The organism is Ilumatobacter sp. (assembly GCF_039969435.1).
Classification (GTDB): domain Bacteria; phylum Actinomycetota; class Acidimicrobiia; order Acidimicrobiales; family Ilumatobacteraceae; genus Ilumatobacter_A.
Genome location: NZ_JBDVNU010000036.1, coordinates 406477 through 421251, shown reverse-complemented (window position 1 = coordinate 421251; position 14775 = coordinate 406477). Strand labels below are relative to the sequence as shown.

The following is a 14775-nucleotide window of genomic DNA, read 5'->3' as shown; positions in this document are numbered from 1 at the left end:
CCACCGAAGGTCCGACGTCCGGGTGGATCAGTCGTCGTCGGAGGAATCGTCGTCGTCGTCGTCGAAGGTCACGCCGTACTTCGCGGCCAGCGCGGCGTACTCGTCGTCGTCTTCACCGGAGTCGGCGTCTCCACCGGAGCCGTGCTCGTCGGACGAGCGCTCCCCGAGTCCGAGGTCGAAGGCTCCGGGCCCCGACTGCTTCAGTTTTCTCGCCTCTTCGAAACGGCGATGACGACCCTTCTTCACGACAGGGCTCCCTCAGTGAACGGTGGACATTGGCGGCCGATCGTACCGCCCGCACCTGGTGTTTCGCGAATCTCCGCCGTGTGTCACCGGCCGGTGTCGTGCGCTGGTGTCGTGTGCCACGATGATCCGATGCGCACTCTCGCGAACGCCGTGGCGATCCTGAACCAGAAGGGAGGCGTCGGCAAGACCACCGTCACCCTCGGCCTCGCCTCCGCTGCGGCCGCTGCGGGGCATCGGATCCTGGTCATCGACCTCGATCCACAGGGGTCGGCGGGGTGGGTGCTCGGCGTCGATCCCGACCCGTCGGCGGTGTCGGTCGGCGACGTGCTCGACGGGCGACCGCTGTCCGACGCGATCGTGGGATCGGCGTGGTCGCAACACGTCGACGTCGTGCCCGCCGGTGACCGCCTCCAGGACTTCGAGGCGGGCGACGCGACCCGGCTCGCCGCCGCGTTCTTCCAGGCCGGCGACGTGTTGGCCGGCTACGACGCCGTGGTGATCGACTGTCCGCCGTCGCTGGGCAATCTCACCACGAACGCCCTGGCCGCGGTGCGCCATGCCGTGGTGGTGGTGGAACCGTCGGCTCTGGGGCTGCGCGGCATCGGGGGCGTGGCCGACGCCATCGACGTGGTCTGGGATTCGCACAACCCCGATCTGGAACTGTCGGGTGTGGTCCTGAATCGTGTTCCCGGTGTGTCGGCCGAGGCCGAGCGTCGCATCGACGAACTGCGTCGCATCGTGGGACGTCAGGCGATCTGGAAGCCGTCGGTCCCGGCACGCGTGGTCCTCAACCAGGCGGTCGGTGAGCGGCGTTCGATCCACAGCTATGCGAGTCGCGCGAGCGGCCCGATCGACACGTTCGACAAGCTGTGGGGCAAGCTGCGCCGAACCGTCAGACAGGCATGAGCGTGAGGCGACCCTGCGGGTCGAAGGTCAACCCGGCCCTGCCCGCCACGAGGTCGCGGATTCCCTGACCGAGCAGGTCGCCACGCCAACCGCTGGCGAGACGCGCGTCGTCGTCGTCGCGGAGCAGCGCGACGATGTCGGACTTGGTGGCCAGCATCGCCGTGTCGATCTTCTCGTCGCGAGCGATCTGGGACACCCACGCCGAGATCAGTGTGATCGCCGGCCGCAGGGACCGGTCGAGGTCGTCGGTCGACTTCGGTGACTCGGGCGGCGTCGCCTGCTTGCCGGCGGCGACCGCAGCGAGGATCTCGTCGGCGATGCCACCCTTGGTGTGGCGATCATCGACGCCTCGGGCCTGCTTCAGGTCCTTCGTGTTGGACGGTGCACGCTGGGCGATGCCCAGGATCGCGAGATCCGGGAGGACCTGACGTACCGGGATGTCGACACGCATCGCCCGCTCCTCGCGCCACGCCGCGATCGCCTGGGCGACGGCGCGCCCGCCGGGCCTCAGCGACCGGGCATCCTTCAGACGCAACCAGGCGTCGGCAGGCCTCGATCCGCTGACGGGGCGGGTGCGGAGTTCCTCGCAGGCCTCCTCGGCCCACTCCAGGCGACCCGCGGCCTCGAGCTTGGCGACCAGCGAATCGTGGACCCCGAGCAGGTACTCGACGTCGGCCGCTGCGTACTGGCACTGGCTGTCGGAGAGGGGGCGGCGCAACCAGTCGGTCAGGCGGTCGCCCTTGGCCGGGGAGATGCCGATCTCGCCCTGGAGCAGTGAGACGAGTGACGGGGTGCCGTACCCGAGGAACCCGGCGGCGATCTGGGTGTCGAACATCCTGCGCGGCACGGCTCCGCATGCGTGCGTGAGCACGTCGAGATCCTGCTGGGCGGCGTGGATCACACACAGTGCGTCCGTGTCGAAGAGTCGAGCGAGGTCGGACACGTCGATCTGGAGCGGGTCGATGAGGACGAGTTCCTGCTTCTCGGAGGTGCCCTCGGGCCACCAGGCGATCTGGATCAGCGCCAGCTTCGGGAAGTAGGTCCGTTCCCGGTGGAACTCGGTGTCGAGTGCGTACCGGGGCATCTCGATCAACTCGTCGACCAGTTCGACCAGGCCCTCCTGGTCGTCGATCCATCCGAACCCGATGTGGGGTGGGGCCTGGTCAGGCATCCGTGCCTGCGTGCACGTCGTATCCGGCGTGGATCCAGGCCAGCATCCCGCCCGCGACGTTGACGACGTCGTGACCGTGGGCGTCGGCGAACTCACAGGCCCGCAGGCTGCGCCCGCCGGCCTTGCACATGACGTACGTGGGCTCGCCGGTGAACCGGTCGAGGTGGTCGGGCACGGTCCCGAGCACGACGTGGACCGCGTGAGGGACGTGCGACTCCTGCCACTCGTCGTCCTCGCGCACGTCGATCAGGACCACGTCGGTCCCGAGCGCGTGCAGTTCCGCCACGGAGATCTCTCGGATTGCCACAGCCGACGACACTATCCAGACCCGGAACTATCGGGGGATGTCGTTCGGCGTGTTGACGTTGACGAGACCGCCGGGATCGACCGTGACGGCAACGTGCGGCAACTCGCCGATCACGCGGTGCAGCGCCCGCTCCCCCGAATCGAACAGTTGCCGGACCCGAGCGGCGGCATCGACGGACCAGATGGCGCACAACGGCTCGAGTCGGTCGCCTGCGGCCACCCAGACCTTGGAGAAGCCGTCTCCCGCCTCGGCCTCGAGCAACGGCAGGAGGGTCGACGCATCGACACGGGCGAGGTCGCACGGGAGGACGAGGACCCTGTCGGCCACGCCGTCGAAGTGGGTGAGTGCGCCGAGCACGCCGGCGACCGGCCCGCCACCGGGATGCAGGTCGGGCGTCACCGGCGCGCTCAGCCCGGCCAACTCCGTCGGATCGCCACCGATCACCACGACCGGATCGGCGCCGACCGAACGGGCTGCATCGATCACCCGGTCGGCCATGGCGCGTCCGTCGACGTGGATCAGCGCCTTGGTGCGTCCCATCCGGCTGCTCCGACCGCCGGCGAGGACCGCAGCGGCGAGGGTCACGAGTCGGGGATGCCCGAGGGGTCGAGTTGGAGCAGGAACTGCTGGCAGCGTTCGGCTTCGTCGGTCTCGCCGATCTCCGCAGCCATCTGGCCCAGCCCGCGCACCGAGCGCAGGAACCCGTGGTTGCTCGGCTCCGCCCAGCGCACGTATCCGGACCCGCGCCAACCGTTGGCGCGCAGCGTGTCGAGGCCGCGGTGGTAGCCGACCCGGTACGCCGCGTAGCGCTCGATCGTGTCGCGTCCGAGGTCACCGAGTTCGGCCCACCCGGCGAGGAACCGGGGCGATGCCGCCACGACTGCGGCCACGGCCGCACGCCGCTCGTCACCGACCAGGCCGAGGGCGGCGTCGAGGCGAGCGGTGTCGCGGGCCTCGGGCGGCGGGATCACCGTCGTGGGGATGCCGGACGAGAACTGGATCGGTTGGTCGCTCACCGGGTCAGCGTACGCTGCCGCCCGTGCCCGCCATCACGCTCGCCATCAGCCTGTCCGAGGCCAAGAACATCGGGATCGGGCTCGTCGCTCTCTTCCTGCTCGGGTCGGTGGTCGCCGCATGGCTGATGAAGACGATCATCCAGAAGATCGCAACGGCGGCGGTCCTGGTCGTGCTGGCGTTCGCCGTGTTCACGCAGCGCACGTCGCTGCAGGACTGTGCCGACAAGGTGCGCACCGTCTACGAACTGCGTGACGAGGCCGCTGTGCCCGAGCAACCCCTCGACACCGAGTGTTCGTTCTTCGGCACCACGATCGGCATTCCCGATCCGCGCACCCCCGACCCGACCGAGTGAGGCTCGCACGCCTCACGGCGGCCAAGGCGGTGGCGAACACCGCACTGCGCTGGGTGCCGCCGTTCCTGCCCACGCTCGAGCGTGCCTTCGGCGCGACGACCGGCCAGATGACGACGATCCTCGGCGTCGGCGAGATGGCAGGCCTGTCGACCATCGGCGTGGGCCGGTTCCTCGATCGAGGCCGAGAGCGGCTGGTGATGACCCTCGCACTGGTGGTGATCTCGGTGTCGTCGCTCGTCGCGCTCGTCGGCACCACGTTCACGTTCGCCGTCGCCTTCCTGTTGGTGGTGCTCGGTGTCGCCAACCTGACCGTTGCGGGTCATTCGACCATCAGCCGGTTCGTGCCCTACGGCGGTCGTGCGCGCGCGATCGGGCTGTACGAGACCTCGTGGGCGATCGCGCTGCTCGTCGGTGCACCTCTGATCGCCGTCCTGATCCAGGCCTTCGGATGGCGCGGCCCCTACGTCGTGCTCGCCGTGGCGTGTGCGATGATGGCCGCCTGGATCTGGGTCGCGGGTTCACGCCGTGCGCCGGTCGCGCCGACGGCTCCGAGCGGGCCGATGCGGATCCGGTCGTTGCCGTGGCGGGCGTGGGCCGTGATCGTCGGGTCGGCACTGCTCGCGATGTCGGGCCTCTCCGTGTTCGCGATCTCGGGCAAGTGGCTCGACACGGCGTTCGGGGTGTCGACCGGCGGGCTCGGGCTCGTGGCGATGGGTTTCGGCGCGTTCGAGTTGCTCGCGTCGACCGGCTCGGCCGGGTTCGCCGATCGGATCGGCAAGGTCCGCTCGACCGTCCTGGGAATCGCCCTGTTGTTCGCAGGACAGGTCGTGATGGTGATCGCCGACGACACGCTGTGGATCGGCGTGGTCGCGATCCTCGCGTTCCTGTGCGGCTTCGAGTTCGCCTTCGTGACGTCGCTGTCGCTGGTGACCGAGGCGATGCCCGAGTCGCGGGGAGCCACGATCGCACTGGCCAACGGGGTGGGCACCGTGGCACGCGGGTCGGGCACGATCGCGAGCGGGTTCCTCTTCACACGATGGGGCATCGAGGGAACGATCTCGCTGTCGGCGACCGCGGCGGCGGCGGCCACCGTGTGCTTCGTGGTCAGTCGACCCGCACGAGCCTGAGCACGTCGGTCGCGGTGATGGTGCGATCGACGTCGGGCGCTCCGGCGAGCACCAGGACCGTGTCGCCGCGCTTCGCGACGCCCATCTCCACGGCGGTCTTCACGGCGAACCACACCATCTCGTCGGTGGATGCGTAGGTCTCGACCTCGACGGGCTCCACACCCCAGGTGAGCGCCATCATGCGCACCATCTTCGGGTCGGGCGACAGACCGATCATCCGCGCCTCGGGACGGAAGCGGGCGATCGCTCGGGCGGTACGACCGGTGCGGGTGCAGCACAGGATCGCCGACACCTCGGCGTCGATCGCCGCCTGCGACGCGGCGTGGGACAGCGCCATCGTGATCTTCGTCTCGGACGAGACCTCCCGGTCGCTGGCGCGCTGCATCCGACCCAGCCGGTTCGCCCACTGGCGGTAGCTGGCCTCTGACTCGGCACGCTCGGCGATCTCGCTCATCGTCTGCACGACGCCGACGGGGTCGCGGCCGATGGCGGTCTCACCCGAGAGCATCACGGCGTCGGTGCCGTCGAAGACGGCGTTGGCGACGTCGCTCACCTCGGCGCGCGTCGGCGACGAGGCGGCGATCATCGACTCGAGCATCTGTGTGGCCGTGATGACCGGCGTGCCCACCGCCACGCACTGGCGGATGATCCTCTTCTGCAGGTGCGGCACGTCCTCGATCGGACAGTCGATGCCGAGGTCGCCACGGGCGACCATCACCGCATCGGACACGGCGATGATCTCGTCGAGGTTGTCGAGCGACGCCTGGGTCTCGATCTTCGCGACGAGTTGCGCACGGTCCCCGACCACGTCGCGGACCTTCTCGACGTCGATCGCCTGGCGTACGAACGACACGGCCATGTACTCCACGCCCGCTGCGGCCATCGCCTCGGCGAGCACGAGGTCCTCGTCCGTCGGCGTGGTGAGGCGGAGCATGTCGGACTGCAGGTTCACTCCGGGCTGCCCGTTCGCACGACCGCCGGTGTCGATCCGCGCCGTCGCCTGCTCGGCGTCGACGTCGAGCACCGTCATCGAGATCGCTCCGTCGCCGAGCACGACGCGCGCACCCATGCGCAGGTCGTCGAGCAGCGTCGGGTACTGCACGTACATCAGGTCTGCGTCGCTGGCCTCGTCGCCGGGGCGCAGGTGGATGGTCGCGCCGGGTTCGAGGAGCGCACCGCCCTCGGGGAACCGCCCCGAGCGGATCTTCGGCCCGGGCAGGTCGGCGAGCACCGCGATCGAGCGGCCACACTCCGCCGCGGCCTGGCGGACGTTGGCCAACTTCGCCAGATGCTCGTCGAGTTCACCGTGGCTGAGGTTCAGTCGGACCACGTCGAGGCCGGCGTCGATCAGCTTGCGCAGCATCGGCACCGACTCGCTCGCGGGACCCACCGTCGCCACGATCTTTGTTCGGCGCGTCATGTCTGCTTGTCTATCACCAGATGGAACTGCTGTTGATCAGACATGGACTCCCCGTTCGGCGTGAGTTGACCGAGGGCGTCGCCGACCCCGAACTCGCTCCCGACGGACTCGCCCAGGCCGCTCTGCTCGGCGACTACCTCGCATCGGAGCACCTCGATGCCGTGTACGCGAGTTCGCTGATGCGTGCCCGCCAGACCGCACAACCGGTCGTGGCGGATCGCGGTCTTGATCTGCGGATCGAGCCGGACGTCGCCGAATACGACAAGGACAGTTCCGAATACGTGCCCGTCGAGGAACTCAAGGCCGCGAACGACCCGCGCTGGCAGGCGATGCTCGACGGCAACATGGAGGGCATGGAGGACCACGCCACCTTCGCCGCCCGTGTGATCTCGGGCGTGGACCGGATCATCGATGCACATCGGGGTCACCGGGTCGCCGTCGTGTGCCACGGCGGTGTCATCAACGCATACCTCAGCCACATCCTCGGCCTCGACCCCGGTCAGCGCGGGTTCTTCTATCCCAACTACACGTCGATCAATCGTGTGGCGGCGGCGTCGAGCGGTGAGCGCTCGATCGTCACGGTGAACGAGACGACCCATCTCCGGGGAAGCGGCCTCCCGATGGGTCTGTTCCAGAGGGGATGACGATGCTCGACGATCTGATCGACTTCCTCGACCGCTCGCCGTCGCCGTGGCATGCCGTGCAGTCCACGATCGCCCGTCTCGACGGATTCGTCGCCCTCGACGAGCGTGACGAGTGGAGCGAGATCCCACCGCATGGGCTCGTCGTGCGCGACGGCGCGATCATCGCCTGGTCGATCCCCGACGGGGTGCCACCCGAGGCCGGGTTCCGCATCGGAGGTGGACACACCGACTCGCCGGGCCTGCGGATCAAGCCGCGACCGGACGTCCACGCAGTGGGGTGGAAGCAACTCGGTGTCGAGGTCTACGGCGGCATCTTGAACAACACGTGGCTCGACCGCGACCTCGGCGTCGCCGGGCGGCTGGTCACCTCCGATGGCCGCGACGTCCTGGTCGACGTCGCCGAGCCCATCGCCCGCGTCCCGCAGCTCGCGGTCCACCTCGACCGCGGCGTGAACGACGAGGGACTCACGCTCGACCGCCAGCAACACCTCACACCGGTGTGGGGCGTCGGGCGGGCGACGCCCGGCGAGTTCGCGGCGTGGATCGGCGAACGGGCCGGCCTCGACCAAGCCCCCGACTGGTGGGACCTGTGCCTGTACGACGTGCAGGGTGCCGCCGTCGTCGGTGCCGACTCCTCGATGCTCACCTCGGCTCGTCTCGACAACCAACTGTCGTGCTGGGCGGCTGCTCGCGCTCTGGCAGCCGCTGAGCCGACCGATCACATCGCGGTGATCGTGTTGAACGATCACGAGGAGGTCGGTTCCGCGAGCCGCAGCGGAGCCCAGGGACCCTTCCTCGAGACGGTGCTGCGTCGCCTCGTCGACGGGCGCGGTGGATCCCACGACGACTGGCACCGAGCGCTGTCCGACTCGGCCTGCGTCTCGGCCGACAATGCGCACGCCGTCCACCCGAACTATCCCGAGCGCCACGAGCCCGGGCACCACCCGATCGCCAACGCCGGGCCGGCCATCAAGATCAACGCCAACCAGCGCTACGCCACCTCCGCCCCGACCGCCGCGTTGTTCCAGCGGGCGTGCGAGACGGCCGGCGTGCCGTGGCAGGTGTTCGTCTCCCGCAACAACATGCCGTGCGGCTCGACGATCGGTCCGATCACGGCCACCCGCCTGGGGATCGACACGGTCGACGTGGGCGTCCCGCAGTTGTCGATGCACTCCGCACGCGAGCTGTGCGGTGTGGACGACCCTCTGCATCTCGCCGCCGCGCTCGGCGCGTTCTTCAGCTGATCCTGTCGAGCGCTCGGTCGTAGAGGGCCTGGATCTCGGTGCGCAGGCGCTCGGTGGCCGCCCCGAGTTGGGCTCGTGAGGCGCGACCTCGACCGTCCGTGTCGACCATGAACGGTTCGCCGACGATCACGTGGACCTTGCGGGGGAACACGAACTTCGCCTTGCGCGGCATCGCACGGTCGGAGCCGGCGATGCCCACCGGCACGAGCGGCACGCCGGCCTTCGCCGCGAGGAATGCGGCGCCGTCCATGAGCGGGTGCACCGTCGGGCCGTCCTTGCGTTCGCCTTCGGGGAACAGCACCAGTGGCTGCCCCGACGTGAGTACGTCGATGCATCGCTTCAGCGCTTCGCGGTCGATCGACCCGCGGGACACCGGGATGGCTCCCATCGCGGTGAACATCTTGCCGAGACGCTCCCACTTCCACATCGAGTCCTTGCCGAGATAGCGCATCCGACGCACCTGGACCCAGGTCGAGATCGGTGTGTCGATGTAGCTGCGGTGGACCGGGGCGAGCACGAAGGCGCCGTCGGGCAGGTTCTCACGACCCTCGACGGTGCCCCGGGTGTAGACCCGCAGCGTCAGTCCGATCACCACGCGCCAGAAGCCGTAGAGGATCCGGTTCCACCGGGTGTCCCGTCCGGGTTTGGTGACGACCTTGTCGCTCACAGCATCTCCAGGACCCTGGACACCACGGCCTCGATGTCGAGGCCCGTGGTGTCGAGCACCGTGGAGCCCGACGCCTCGACCAGCGGGCTGTCGGCGCGCGTGGAGTCCTTCCGGTCGCGCTCGATGATCGACGCCTCGACCTCGTCGACGTCACCACCGATCTCGTCGACGCGTCGCTCGGCACGCACGCGCGGCGATGCCGTGACGTACAGCTTGAGGTCGGCGTCGGGGAACACGACCGACCCGATGTCGCGTCCTTCCACCACGCCTCCGCCGTGTTCGACGACCCAGTCGCGTTGGCGTCGGACGAGTTCGGCGCGCACCGCGCTGATCGCCGACACCGCACTGACCGACTCGGTCACCTCACGGCCGCGGATGTCCTGCGTCGCGTCGACACCGTCGACGATCACCCTCGTCACCCCGTCGACGTCGGCGATGTCCAGGTCGACGGTCGACGCCACCTCGGTCACCTCGGCCTCGTCGTGGGGGTCGACGGCCCGGCGCAGGACGGCGAACGTGACCGCCCGGTACATCGCCCCGGTGTCGAGGTAGCCGACGCCGAGGCGCTCGGCGACGGCGCGGCCCACCGTGGACTTGCCCGCGCCCGAGGGCCCGTCGATCGCGATCACGCGCACGCCGGCGCTCACCAGGACACCCCCTGTGGGCGCCCTTCGTCGTAGCCGGCGGCACCCTGGACGCCGACCACGGCGCGGTCGTGGAACTCCGGGATCGACGCGGCACCGGCGTAGGTGCACGACGAGCGGAGACCGGCCACGATCTGATCGATGATGTCCTCCACGCCCGGCCGTTCCGGGTCGAGGTACATCCGCGACGTGCTGATGCCCTCCTCGAACAGTTCCTTGCGTGCACGCTCGAACTCCGAGTCCGACCGCGTGCGGTTCTTCACCGCCCGGTTCGATGCCATCCCGAAGCTCTCCTTGTAGATCCGTCCGTCCGTGTCGATCCGCACGTCGGCCGCCGATTCGTGGGTTCCGGCCAGCCACGAGCCGATCATCACGTTCGCCGCGCCGCCTGCAAGTGCCAGCGCGACGTCGCGGGGGAACTTGACGCCGCCGTCCGCCCAGATGTGGGCGCCGAGCCGAGCGGCCTCGCCGGCGCACTCGACCACGGCGGAGAACTGCGGCCGCCCGACGCCGGTCATCATCCGAGTGGTGCACATCGCTCCGGGGCCCACACCGACCTTCACCACGTCGGCTCCGGCCTCGATCAAATCACGGGTGCCGTCGGCGGTGACGACGTTGCCGGCGACGATCTTGGCATCGGGCTGGGCCGCACGGACCGCCTCGATCGCCCGCAACGTGCGGGTCTGGTGGCCGTGTGCGGTGTCGATCACCAGCACGTCGGCGCCCATGTCGACCAGTTCGGTCGCGCGCGCCGCCGGATCGCCGTTGATGCCGACCGCCACGCCGATCAGGAGACGGCCGTCGGCGTCGAGTGCCGGACGGTAGATGGCCGACCGCAGGACTCCCTTGCGGGTGACCACGCCGAGCAGCTTCTCGTCGTCCCCGACGACCGGCGCGACGTGGAGGCGTCGCTCCCCGAGTCGGGCGTGCGCTTCGGCAGGGTCGACATCGGGTCCGACGAGGTGCAGGTCGACCGACATGACGTTGCGCAGCTGGGTGAACCGGTCGAACCCGTCGCCGTCCTTGCCGACGAACACGCCGACCGGGCGTCCGTCCTCGACCACGACCACCGCACCGTGCGCCCGCTTGTTGATCAGCGTGAGCGCGTCGCCGATCGTGGCATCGGGCGCCAGGGTGATCGGTGTCTCGAAGACCGGGTGGCACGACTTGACGCTCGCGATGACCGTGGCCACGACGTCGAGTGGGATGTCCTGCGGCAGGATCGCCACACCGCCGCGCCGGGCGACCGTCTCGGCCATCCTCCGGCCCGCCACCGCCGTCATGTTCGACACCACGAGCGGGATCGTCGTGCCGATCCCGTCGGGTGTGGTGAGGTCGACGTCCATCCGCGATGCCACGTCGGAGAGGCTCGGGACCATGAAGACGTCGTTGTACGTGAGGTCGTGGCCGGGATCACCGTGGAGCATGCGCATCGGGCAGAGATGCTATTGCGTCCTACGCTCGGCCAGATGGAATCGGTGATGCTCGTACACGGATGGGGCGGCTCCTTCGAGTCGACCTGGCAACGCAGCGGATTCGCCGCTCTGCTCCAGGACGGCGGCAAGGCGGTGATCGGCGTCGACCTGCTCGGCCACGGAACCGCACCGAAGCCTCATGACGCGGAGGCGTACGGCGACCTCACGGAACGCATCGTCGACGCACTTCCCGACGAACCGGTGTCGGCCGTCGGTTTCTCGCTCGGAGCGTCGACGCTGCTGCGAACGGCGATCGCCCACCCCGACCGGTTCGAGCGGATCGTGCTCGCCGGCATCGGTCGCAACGTGTTCGAGCGGGACCACTCCGGCGCGGCACTGATCGCCGACGGGTTGCGGTCGCTGATCGACGGCGCCGACCCGAGCACACTCCCCCAGTCGGTGCGGGTGTTCGCCCAGTACGCACAGCAGCCGGGCAACGACCTGATCGCGTTGGCGGCCGTGATGAGTCGTCCGGCGGGCTTCGAGGTCGACGCAGCGGCGATCTCAGCGGTGCGGTGCCCCGTCCTGGTCGTCGTCGGCGAACAGGACTTCGTGTACCCGGCCGACGAACTCGCCGATGCGTTTCCCGACGGGCGATGTGTCACCCTGCCCAAGACCGATCACTTCGCCACCACCGAGTCGTTCGGGTTCTTCGACGCAGCACTCGAGTTCCTCGGCGCGATCTGATGACGCGTCGCCTCGTCCGCGACGACCTCGCCGGCGCGGTCGACGCCATCCGTCGTGGAGGGCTGGTCGCCATGCCGACCGAGACGGTGTACGGACTCGCCGCCGACGCCACCGACCCGGTCGCCGTCGCACGGATCTTCGCCGCCAAGGGACGTCCGGTCGACCACCCTCTGATCGTGCACCTCGCCGACCCCGAGGATCTCGATCACTGGGCACCCGATGCATCCGCCGTGGCGCACCGACTCGCCACCACCTGCTGGCCGGGTCCGTTGACCCTGATCGTGCCGCGGTGCGACCTGCTCCCCGCCGAGGTGGCGGGTGGGCGGGACTCGGTCGCGCTGCGGGTGCCGGCACACCCGATGGCACGAGAGCTGATCCGCCTGGCCGGAGTCCCGCTGGCGGCACCGTCGGCGAACCGGTTCGGGGCGGTCAGCCCGACCACCGCCGAGCACGTACGACGCGATCTCGGCGACGTCGTCGACGTGATTCTCGACGGTGGGCCCTGCCCCGTCGGCGTGGAGAGCACGATCATCGACACCACCGTCAGCCCGGTGCAGGTCCTGCGCGCCGGAGCGGTCACGGCGGACCAGGTGGCCGAGTTGCTGGAAGCGACGGTCGACGCACCTTCCGGTCCGGCACGAGCGAGCGGGATGTTGGCATCGCACTACGCCCCCCGCTGTCAGGTGCGCCTCGTGGACACCTCCGACGATGCAGTCGCTATCGCCGCAGGCACTGCGCGCTCACGGATCCTCGATCTCACCCACGACGCAGCGAGGTATGCCCGTGACCTCTACTCCGAACTGCGGCGCGCCGACGACGACGGCGTCGCCACGTTGATCGCCGTGCTCCCCGACGCACACGGTCTGGGGCACGCGATTCGCGACCGCCTCACCAAGGCAGCGGCGCCGCGCCCGTGAGGGCCCCTACAGCGTCGACCAGTCGAGTCCGTTGAGGGCGACGATCCAGGCGTTGCGCACCTCGATCAACGGCGGGAGGGTCCGACCTTCGATCGCGGCGATCGTCACACTCACCGTCGACGCACCCGCGTCGGGAACGACGTCGAGCTGGCACCAGCACGGAGTCGGATCGTCCATCATCGTGCGCAGCTCGTAGGGCGGGTCCTCGTCCTCCAACTGGCCGAGCTCGGCAGCGGCGACGAGGAGCGCCTCGAACGCCACCACGGGGAGCGCCTCGATCGTGAACGACGGGATGTCGCGGGTGGCGCCCACCCAGTCGGTCGTGGGCGTGTCGGCGACGGGCCCGTCGGGAGGTGACGGTTGCGGAGATCCGCTCTCCGGCGGGTTCGCGATGACCTTCAGCGCCTCGGCGGCTGCTGCGTTCACCTCCTGCATCGCGACCGCGTCCCCACCTGCGTCCGGGTGCAGCGACTTCGCGAGAGCGCGTCGAGCGTCGCGGACGTCTGCAGCCGTCGCTCCGGCCAGGAGGCCGAGCGTGCGGAACGGGTCGGTCACGAGTCGCGCAGCGCGGCGTAGCGCTCCCGGACGTCGCCGCCGTCGACGCCGTCGACCGGTTCACCGGCGCCGAGGGCCCACCGCTGCTGGATCACGGTGTGGTCGACCTGTTCGAACACCGCCGCCGCCTGGACCGCCGCACCGGTGGCGACGGCTTCGTCGGTTCCGTTCAGGATCACCGTCATCGGTGTGAGGCCCGCCACCACCTGCTGCATCGCTCTCGACCTCGCTCCGCCGCCGACCAGCACGAGTCGTCCGTCGATCGTCGCGTGGCGCCCCAGTGCGTCGAGTCCGTCGAGCAGACCGCACGCCACGCCGTCGACGGCCGCTCGAGCGAACTGTTCACGGCTGACGTCGGTGCGCAGCCCGCCGATCACGCCGCGGGCATCGGGTCGGTTCGGGGTGCGCTCCCCGTCGAAGTAGGGCAGGAGCGTCGGTCCACCGTGCGCGGCGGTCAGCGCGAGGTCGTCGAACTCGGCGTGGTCGACCCCGAGCAGGCGGCGCACGGCGTCGGTCACCTTCGCCGCGTTCGAGGTGCACACGAGCGGCAGGAATCGACCGGTCGCATCCGCGAACCCGGCCACCGCCCCACTCGGGTCCGCGGTCGGCGATGTCGACACGGCGTAGACGGTTCCGGACGTGCCGATCGACATCACCGCATCACCCGTCTGCAGCCCGACACCGAGTGCGGCCGCCATGTTGTCGCCCGTCCCCGGTGCGACGATCGCTCCCTTCCACTCACCGGCGACGTCCATCGGGCCGAGGACGGTCGGCACCACGTCGTGCCAGTCACGTTCGGCGTCGACGAGCTCGAGCAGGTCCCACCGGTACTCGCCACTCGACGGCGACCAGTATCCCGTTCCGGATGCGTCGCCTCGGTCGGTGGTGTGTCGACCGGTCAGCCGTCTGGTGAGTTCGTCGTGCGGGAGCAGGATGCGGGCAACCCCGGCCCATGCGTCGGGTCGGGTCCGATGGAGCCAGGAGAGCTTCGTGATGGTCAGCGCGGCGACCGGCACGCTGCCCACGGCATCGGCCCACGCCGATGCTCCACCGAGTCGTTCAACGAGCCAGTCGGCGTCGGCCGCCGATTCCATGTCGTTCCACAGCTTCGCCGGATGGACCGAGCGGTCGGCTGCGTCGAGGGCGACCATGCCGTGCTGTTGGCCGGCGACGCTGATCGCGACCACGTCCGGGTCGCCTGCCTGGCGCCATGCGGCTTCGAATGCCGCCCACCACGTCGCTGGGTCCTGCTCGCTGAGCGGGGGCGTCACGCTCGGGTGGTCACTGCGACCCGAGGCGACGATCTCGCCGGATTCGAGGTCGCGGATCTCCACCTTCGTGGCCTGGGTGCTCGAATCGACACCTGCGACGAAGGCCATTTCGGCAATGTTACCGC

General features: G+C 69.7%; 18 protein-coding genes. 7 read left to right on the top strand and 11 right to left on the bottom strand.

What is annotated here, in order from left to right; all coding sequences use genetic code 11:
* Positions 1 to 27: 27 nt before the first annotated feature.
* Complete coding sequence (locus tag ABJK40_RS19210; protein ID WP_348478160.1) at positions 28 to 246, bottom strand: hypothetical protein; 219 nt, start codon at positions 244 to 246, stop codon at positions 28 to 30.
* Between the two features lie 129 nt (positions 247 to 375).
* Between ABJK40_RS19210 and ABJK40_RS19205 the strand changes: the two genes are divergently transcribed.
* A complete protein-coding gene (locus tag ABJK40_RS19205) occupies positions 376 to 1152 on the top strand; it encodes a ParA family protein (RefSeq protein WP_348478159.1) in 777 nt (258 codons plus the stop codon).
* Here the strand turns inward: ABJK40_RS19205 and ABJK40_RS19200 are convergent.
* Genes ABJK40_RS19200 through ABJK40_RS19185 form a run of 4 tightly spaced genes read right to left on the bottom strand, consistent with a single transcriptional unit; the run spans position 1139 to position 3646 of the window.
* Positions 1139 to 2323 (bottom strand): HRDC domain-containing protein, encoded by a 1185-nt coding sequence (locus tag ABJK40_RS19200; protein WP_348478158.1) that lies wholly within the window; start codon positions 2321 to 2323, stop codon positions 1139 to 1141. The genes ABJK40_RS19205 and ABJK40_RS19200 overlap by 14 nt on opposite strands.
* Positions 2316 to 2630: a rhodanese-like domain-containing protein gene (locus ABJK40_RS19195; RefSeq protein ID WP_348478157.1), complete on the bottom strand. Its 315-nt coding sequence runs from the start codon at positions 2628 to 2630 to the stop codon at positions 2316 to 2318. The genes ABJK40_RS19200 and ABJK40_RS19195 overlap by 8 nt, the downstream gene beginning before the upstream one ends.
* 27 nt (positions 2631 to 2657) lie before the next feature.
* Positions 2658 to 3215: a molybdenum cofactor guanylyltransferase gene (locus tag ABJK40_RS19190; protein WP_348478156.1), complete on the bottom strand. Its 558-nt coding sequence runs from the start codon at positions 3213 to 3215 to the stop codon at positions 2658 to 2660.
* Positions 3212 to 3646 carry a DUF3151 family protein gene (locus ABJK40_RS19185; protein WP_348478155.1) on the bottom strand — a complete coding sequence of 145 codons (435 nt, stop codon included), beginning with the start codon at positions 3644 to 3646 and terminating at the stop codon, positions 3212 to 3214. Before ABJK40_RS19185 ends, ABJK40_RS19190 begins: the two co-directional genes overlap by 4 nt.
* 23 nt (positions 3647 to 3669) lie before the next feature.
* Between ABJK40_RS19185 and ABJK40_RS19180 the strand changes: the two genes are divergently transcribed.
* Positions 3670 to 3999, top strand: coding sequence for a hypothetical protein (locus ABJK40_RS19180; protein WP_348478154.1), 330 nt, complete (start codon positions 3670 to 3672; stop codon positions 3997 to 3999).
* Positions 3996 to 5126, top strand: coding sequence for an MFS transporter (locus ABJK40_RS19175; RefSeq protein WP_348478153.1), 1131 nt, complete (start codon positions 3996 to 3998; stop codon positions 5124 to 5126). Before ABJK40_RS19180 ends, ABJK40_RS19175 begins: the two co-directional genes overlap by 4 nt.
* On the opposite strand, the gene pyk is transcribed toward ABJK40_RS19175, so the two are convergent.
* On the bottom strand, positions 5104 to 6546 hold the full coding sequence (pyk, locus tag ABJK40_RS19170; RefSeq protein WP_348478152.1) for a pyruvate kinase: 1443 nt from the start codon (positions 6544 to 6546) through the stop codon (positions 5104 to 5106). The genes ABJK40_RS19175 and pyk overlap by 23 nt on opposite strands.
* 20 nt (positions 6547 to 6566) lie before the next feature.
* Between pyk and ABJK40_RS19165 the strand changes: the two genes are divergently transcribed.
* Together ABJK40_RS19165 and ABJK40_RS19160 are read left to right on the top strand one after the other, a co-directional pair.
* A complete protein-coding gene (locus ABJK40_RS19165) occupies positions 6567 to 7190 on the top strand; it encodes a histidine phosphatase family protein (protein WP_348478151.1) in 624 nt (207 codons plus the stop codon).
* Positions 7191 to 7192: 2 nt separating this feature from the next.
* A complete protein-coding gene (locus tag ABJK40_RS19160) occupies positions 7193 to 8434 on the top strand; it encodes a M18 family aminopeptidase (RefSeq protein WP_348510376.1) in 1242 nt (413 codons plus the stop codon).
* Here the strand turns inward: ABJK40_RS19160 and ABJK40_RS19155 are convergent.
* Genes ABJK40_RS19155 through ABJK40_RS19145 form a run of 3 tightly spaced genes read right to left on the bottom strand, consistent with a single transcriptional unit; the run spans position 8427 to position 11178 of the window.
* On the bottom strand, positions 8427 to 9101 hold the full coding sequence (locus ABJK40_RS19155) for a lysophospholipid acyltransferase family protein (protein ID WP_348478149.1): 675 nt from the start codon (positions 9099 to 9101) through the stop codon (positions 8427 to 8429). The two genes, ABJK40_RS19160 and ABJK40_RS19155, sit on opposite strands and share 8 nt — an antisense overlap.
* Complete coding sequence (cmk, locus tag ABJK40_RS19150) at positions 9098 to 9748, bottom strand: (d)CMP kinase (RefSeq protein WP_348478148.1); 651 nt, start codon at positions 9746 to 9748, stop codon at positions 9098 to 9100. The genes ABJK40_RS19155 and cmk overlap by 4 nt, the downstream gene beginning before the upstream one ends.
* Positions 9745 to 11178, bottom strand: coding sequence for a GuaB1 family IMP dehydrogenase-related protein (locus tag ABJK40_RS19145; protein WP_348478147.1), 1434 nt, complete (start codon positions 11176 to 11178; stop codon positions 9745 to 9747). Before ABJK40_RS19145 ends, cmk begins: the two co-directional genes overlap by 4 nt.
* A 9-nt stretch (positions 11179 to 11187) precedes the next feature.
* Here ABJK40_RS19145 and ABJK40_RS19140 point away from each other — a divergent pair, with 9 nt between their 5' ends.
* Positions 11188 to 11907 carry an alpha/beta fold hydrolase gene (locus ABJK40_RS19140; RefSeq protein ID WP_348478146.1) on the top strand — a complete coding sequence of 240 codons (720 nt, stop codon included), beginning with the start codon at positions 11188 to 11190 and terminating at the stop codon, positions 11905 to 11907.
* Positions 11907 to 12824 carry an L-threonylcarbamoyladenylate synthase gene (locus tag ABJK40_RS19135; protein ID WP_348478145.1) on the top strand — a complete coding sequence of 306 codons (918 nt, stop codon included), beginning with the start codon at positions 11907 to 11909 and terminating at the stop codon, positions 12822 to 12824. The genes ABJK40_RS19140 and ABJK40_RS19135 overlap by 1 nt, the downstream gene beginning before the upstream one ends.
* Positions 12825 to 12830: 6 nt before the next feature.
* Here ABJK40_RS19135 and ABJK40_RS19130 read toward each other — a convergent pair whose 3' ends face one another.
* The gene (locus tag ABJK40_RS19130; RefSeq protein ID WP_348478144.1) at positions 12831 to 13379 is read right to left on the bottom strand and encodes a J domain-containing protein; all 549 of its coding nucleotides are present in this window, start codon (positions 13377 to 13379) and stop codon (positions 12831 to 12833) included.
* Positions 13376 to 14758, bottom strand: coding sequence for a xylulokinase (xylB, locus tag ABJK40_RS19125; protein WP_348478143.1), 1383 nt, complete (start codon positions 14756 to 14758; stop codon positions 13376 to 13378). The genes ABJK40_RS19130 and xylB overlap by 4 nt, the downstream gene beginning before the upstream one ends.
* Positions 14759 to 14775 lie beyond the last annotated feature (17 nt).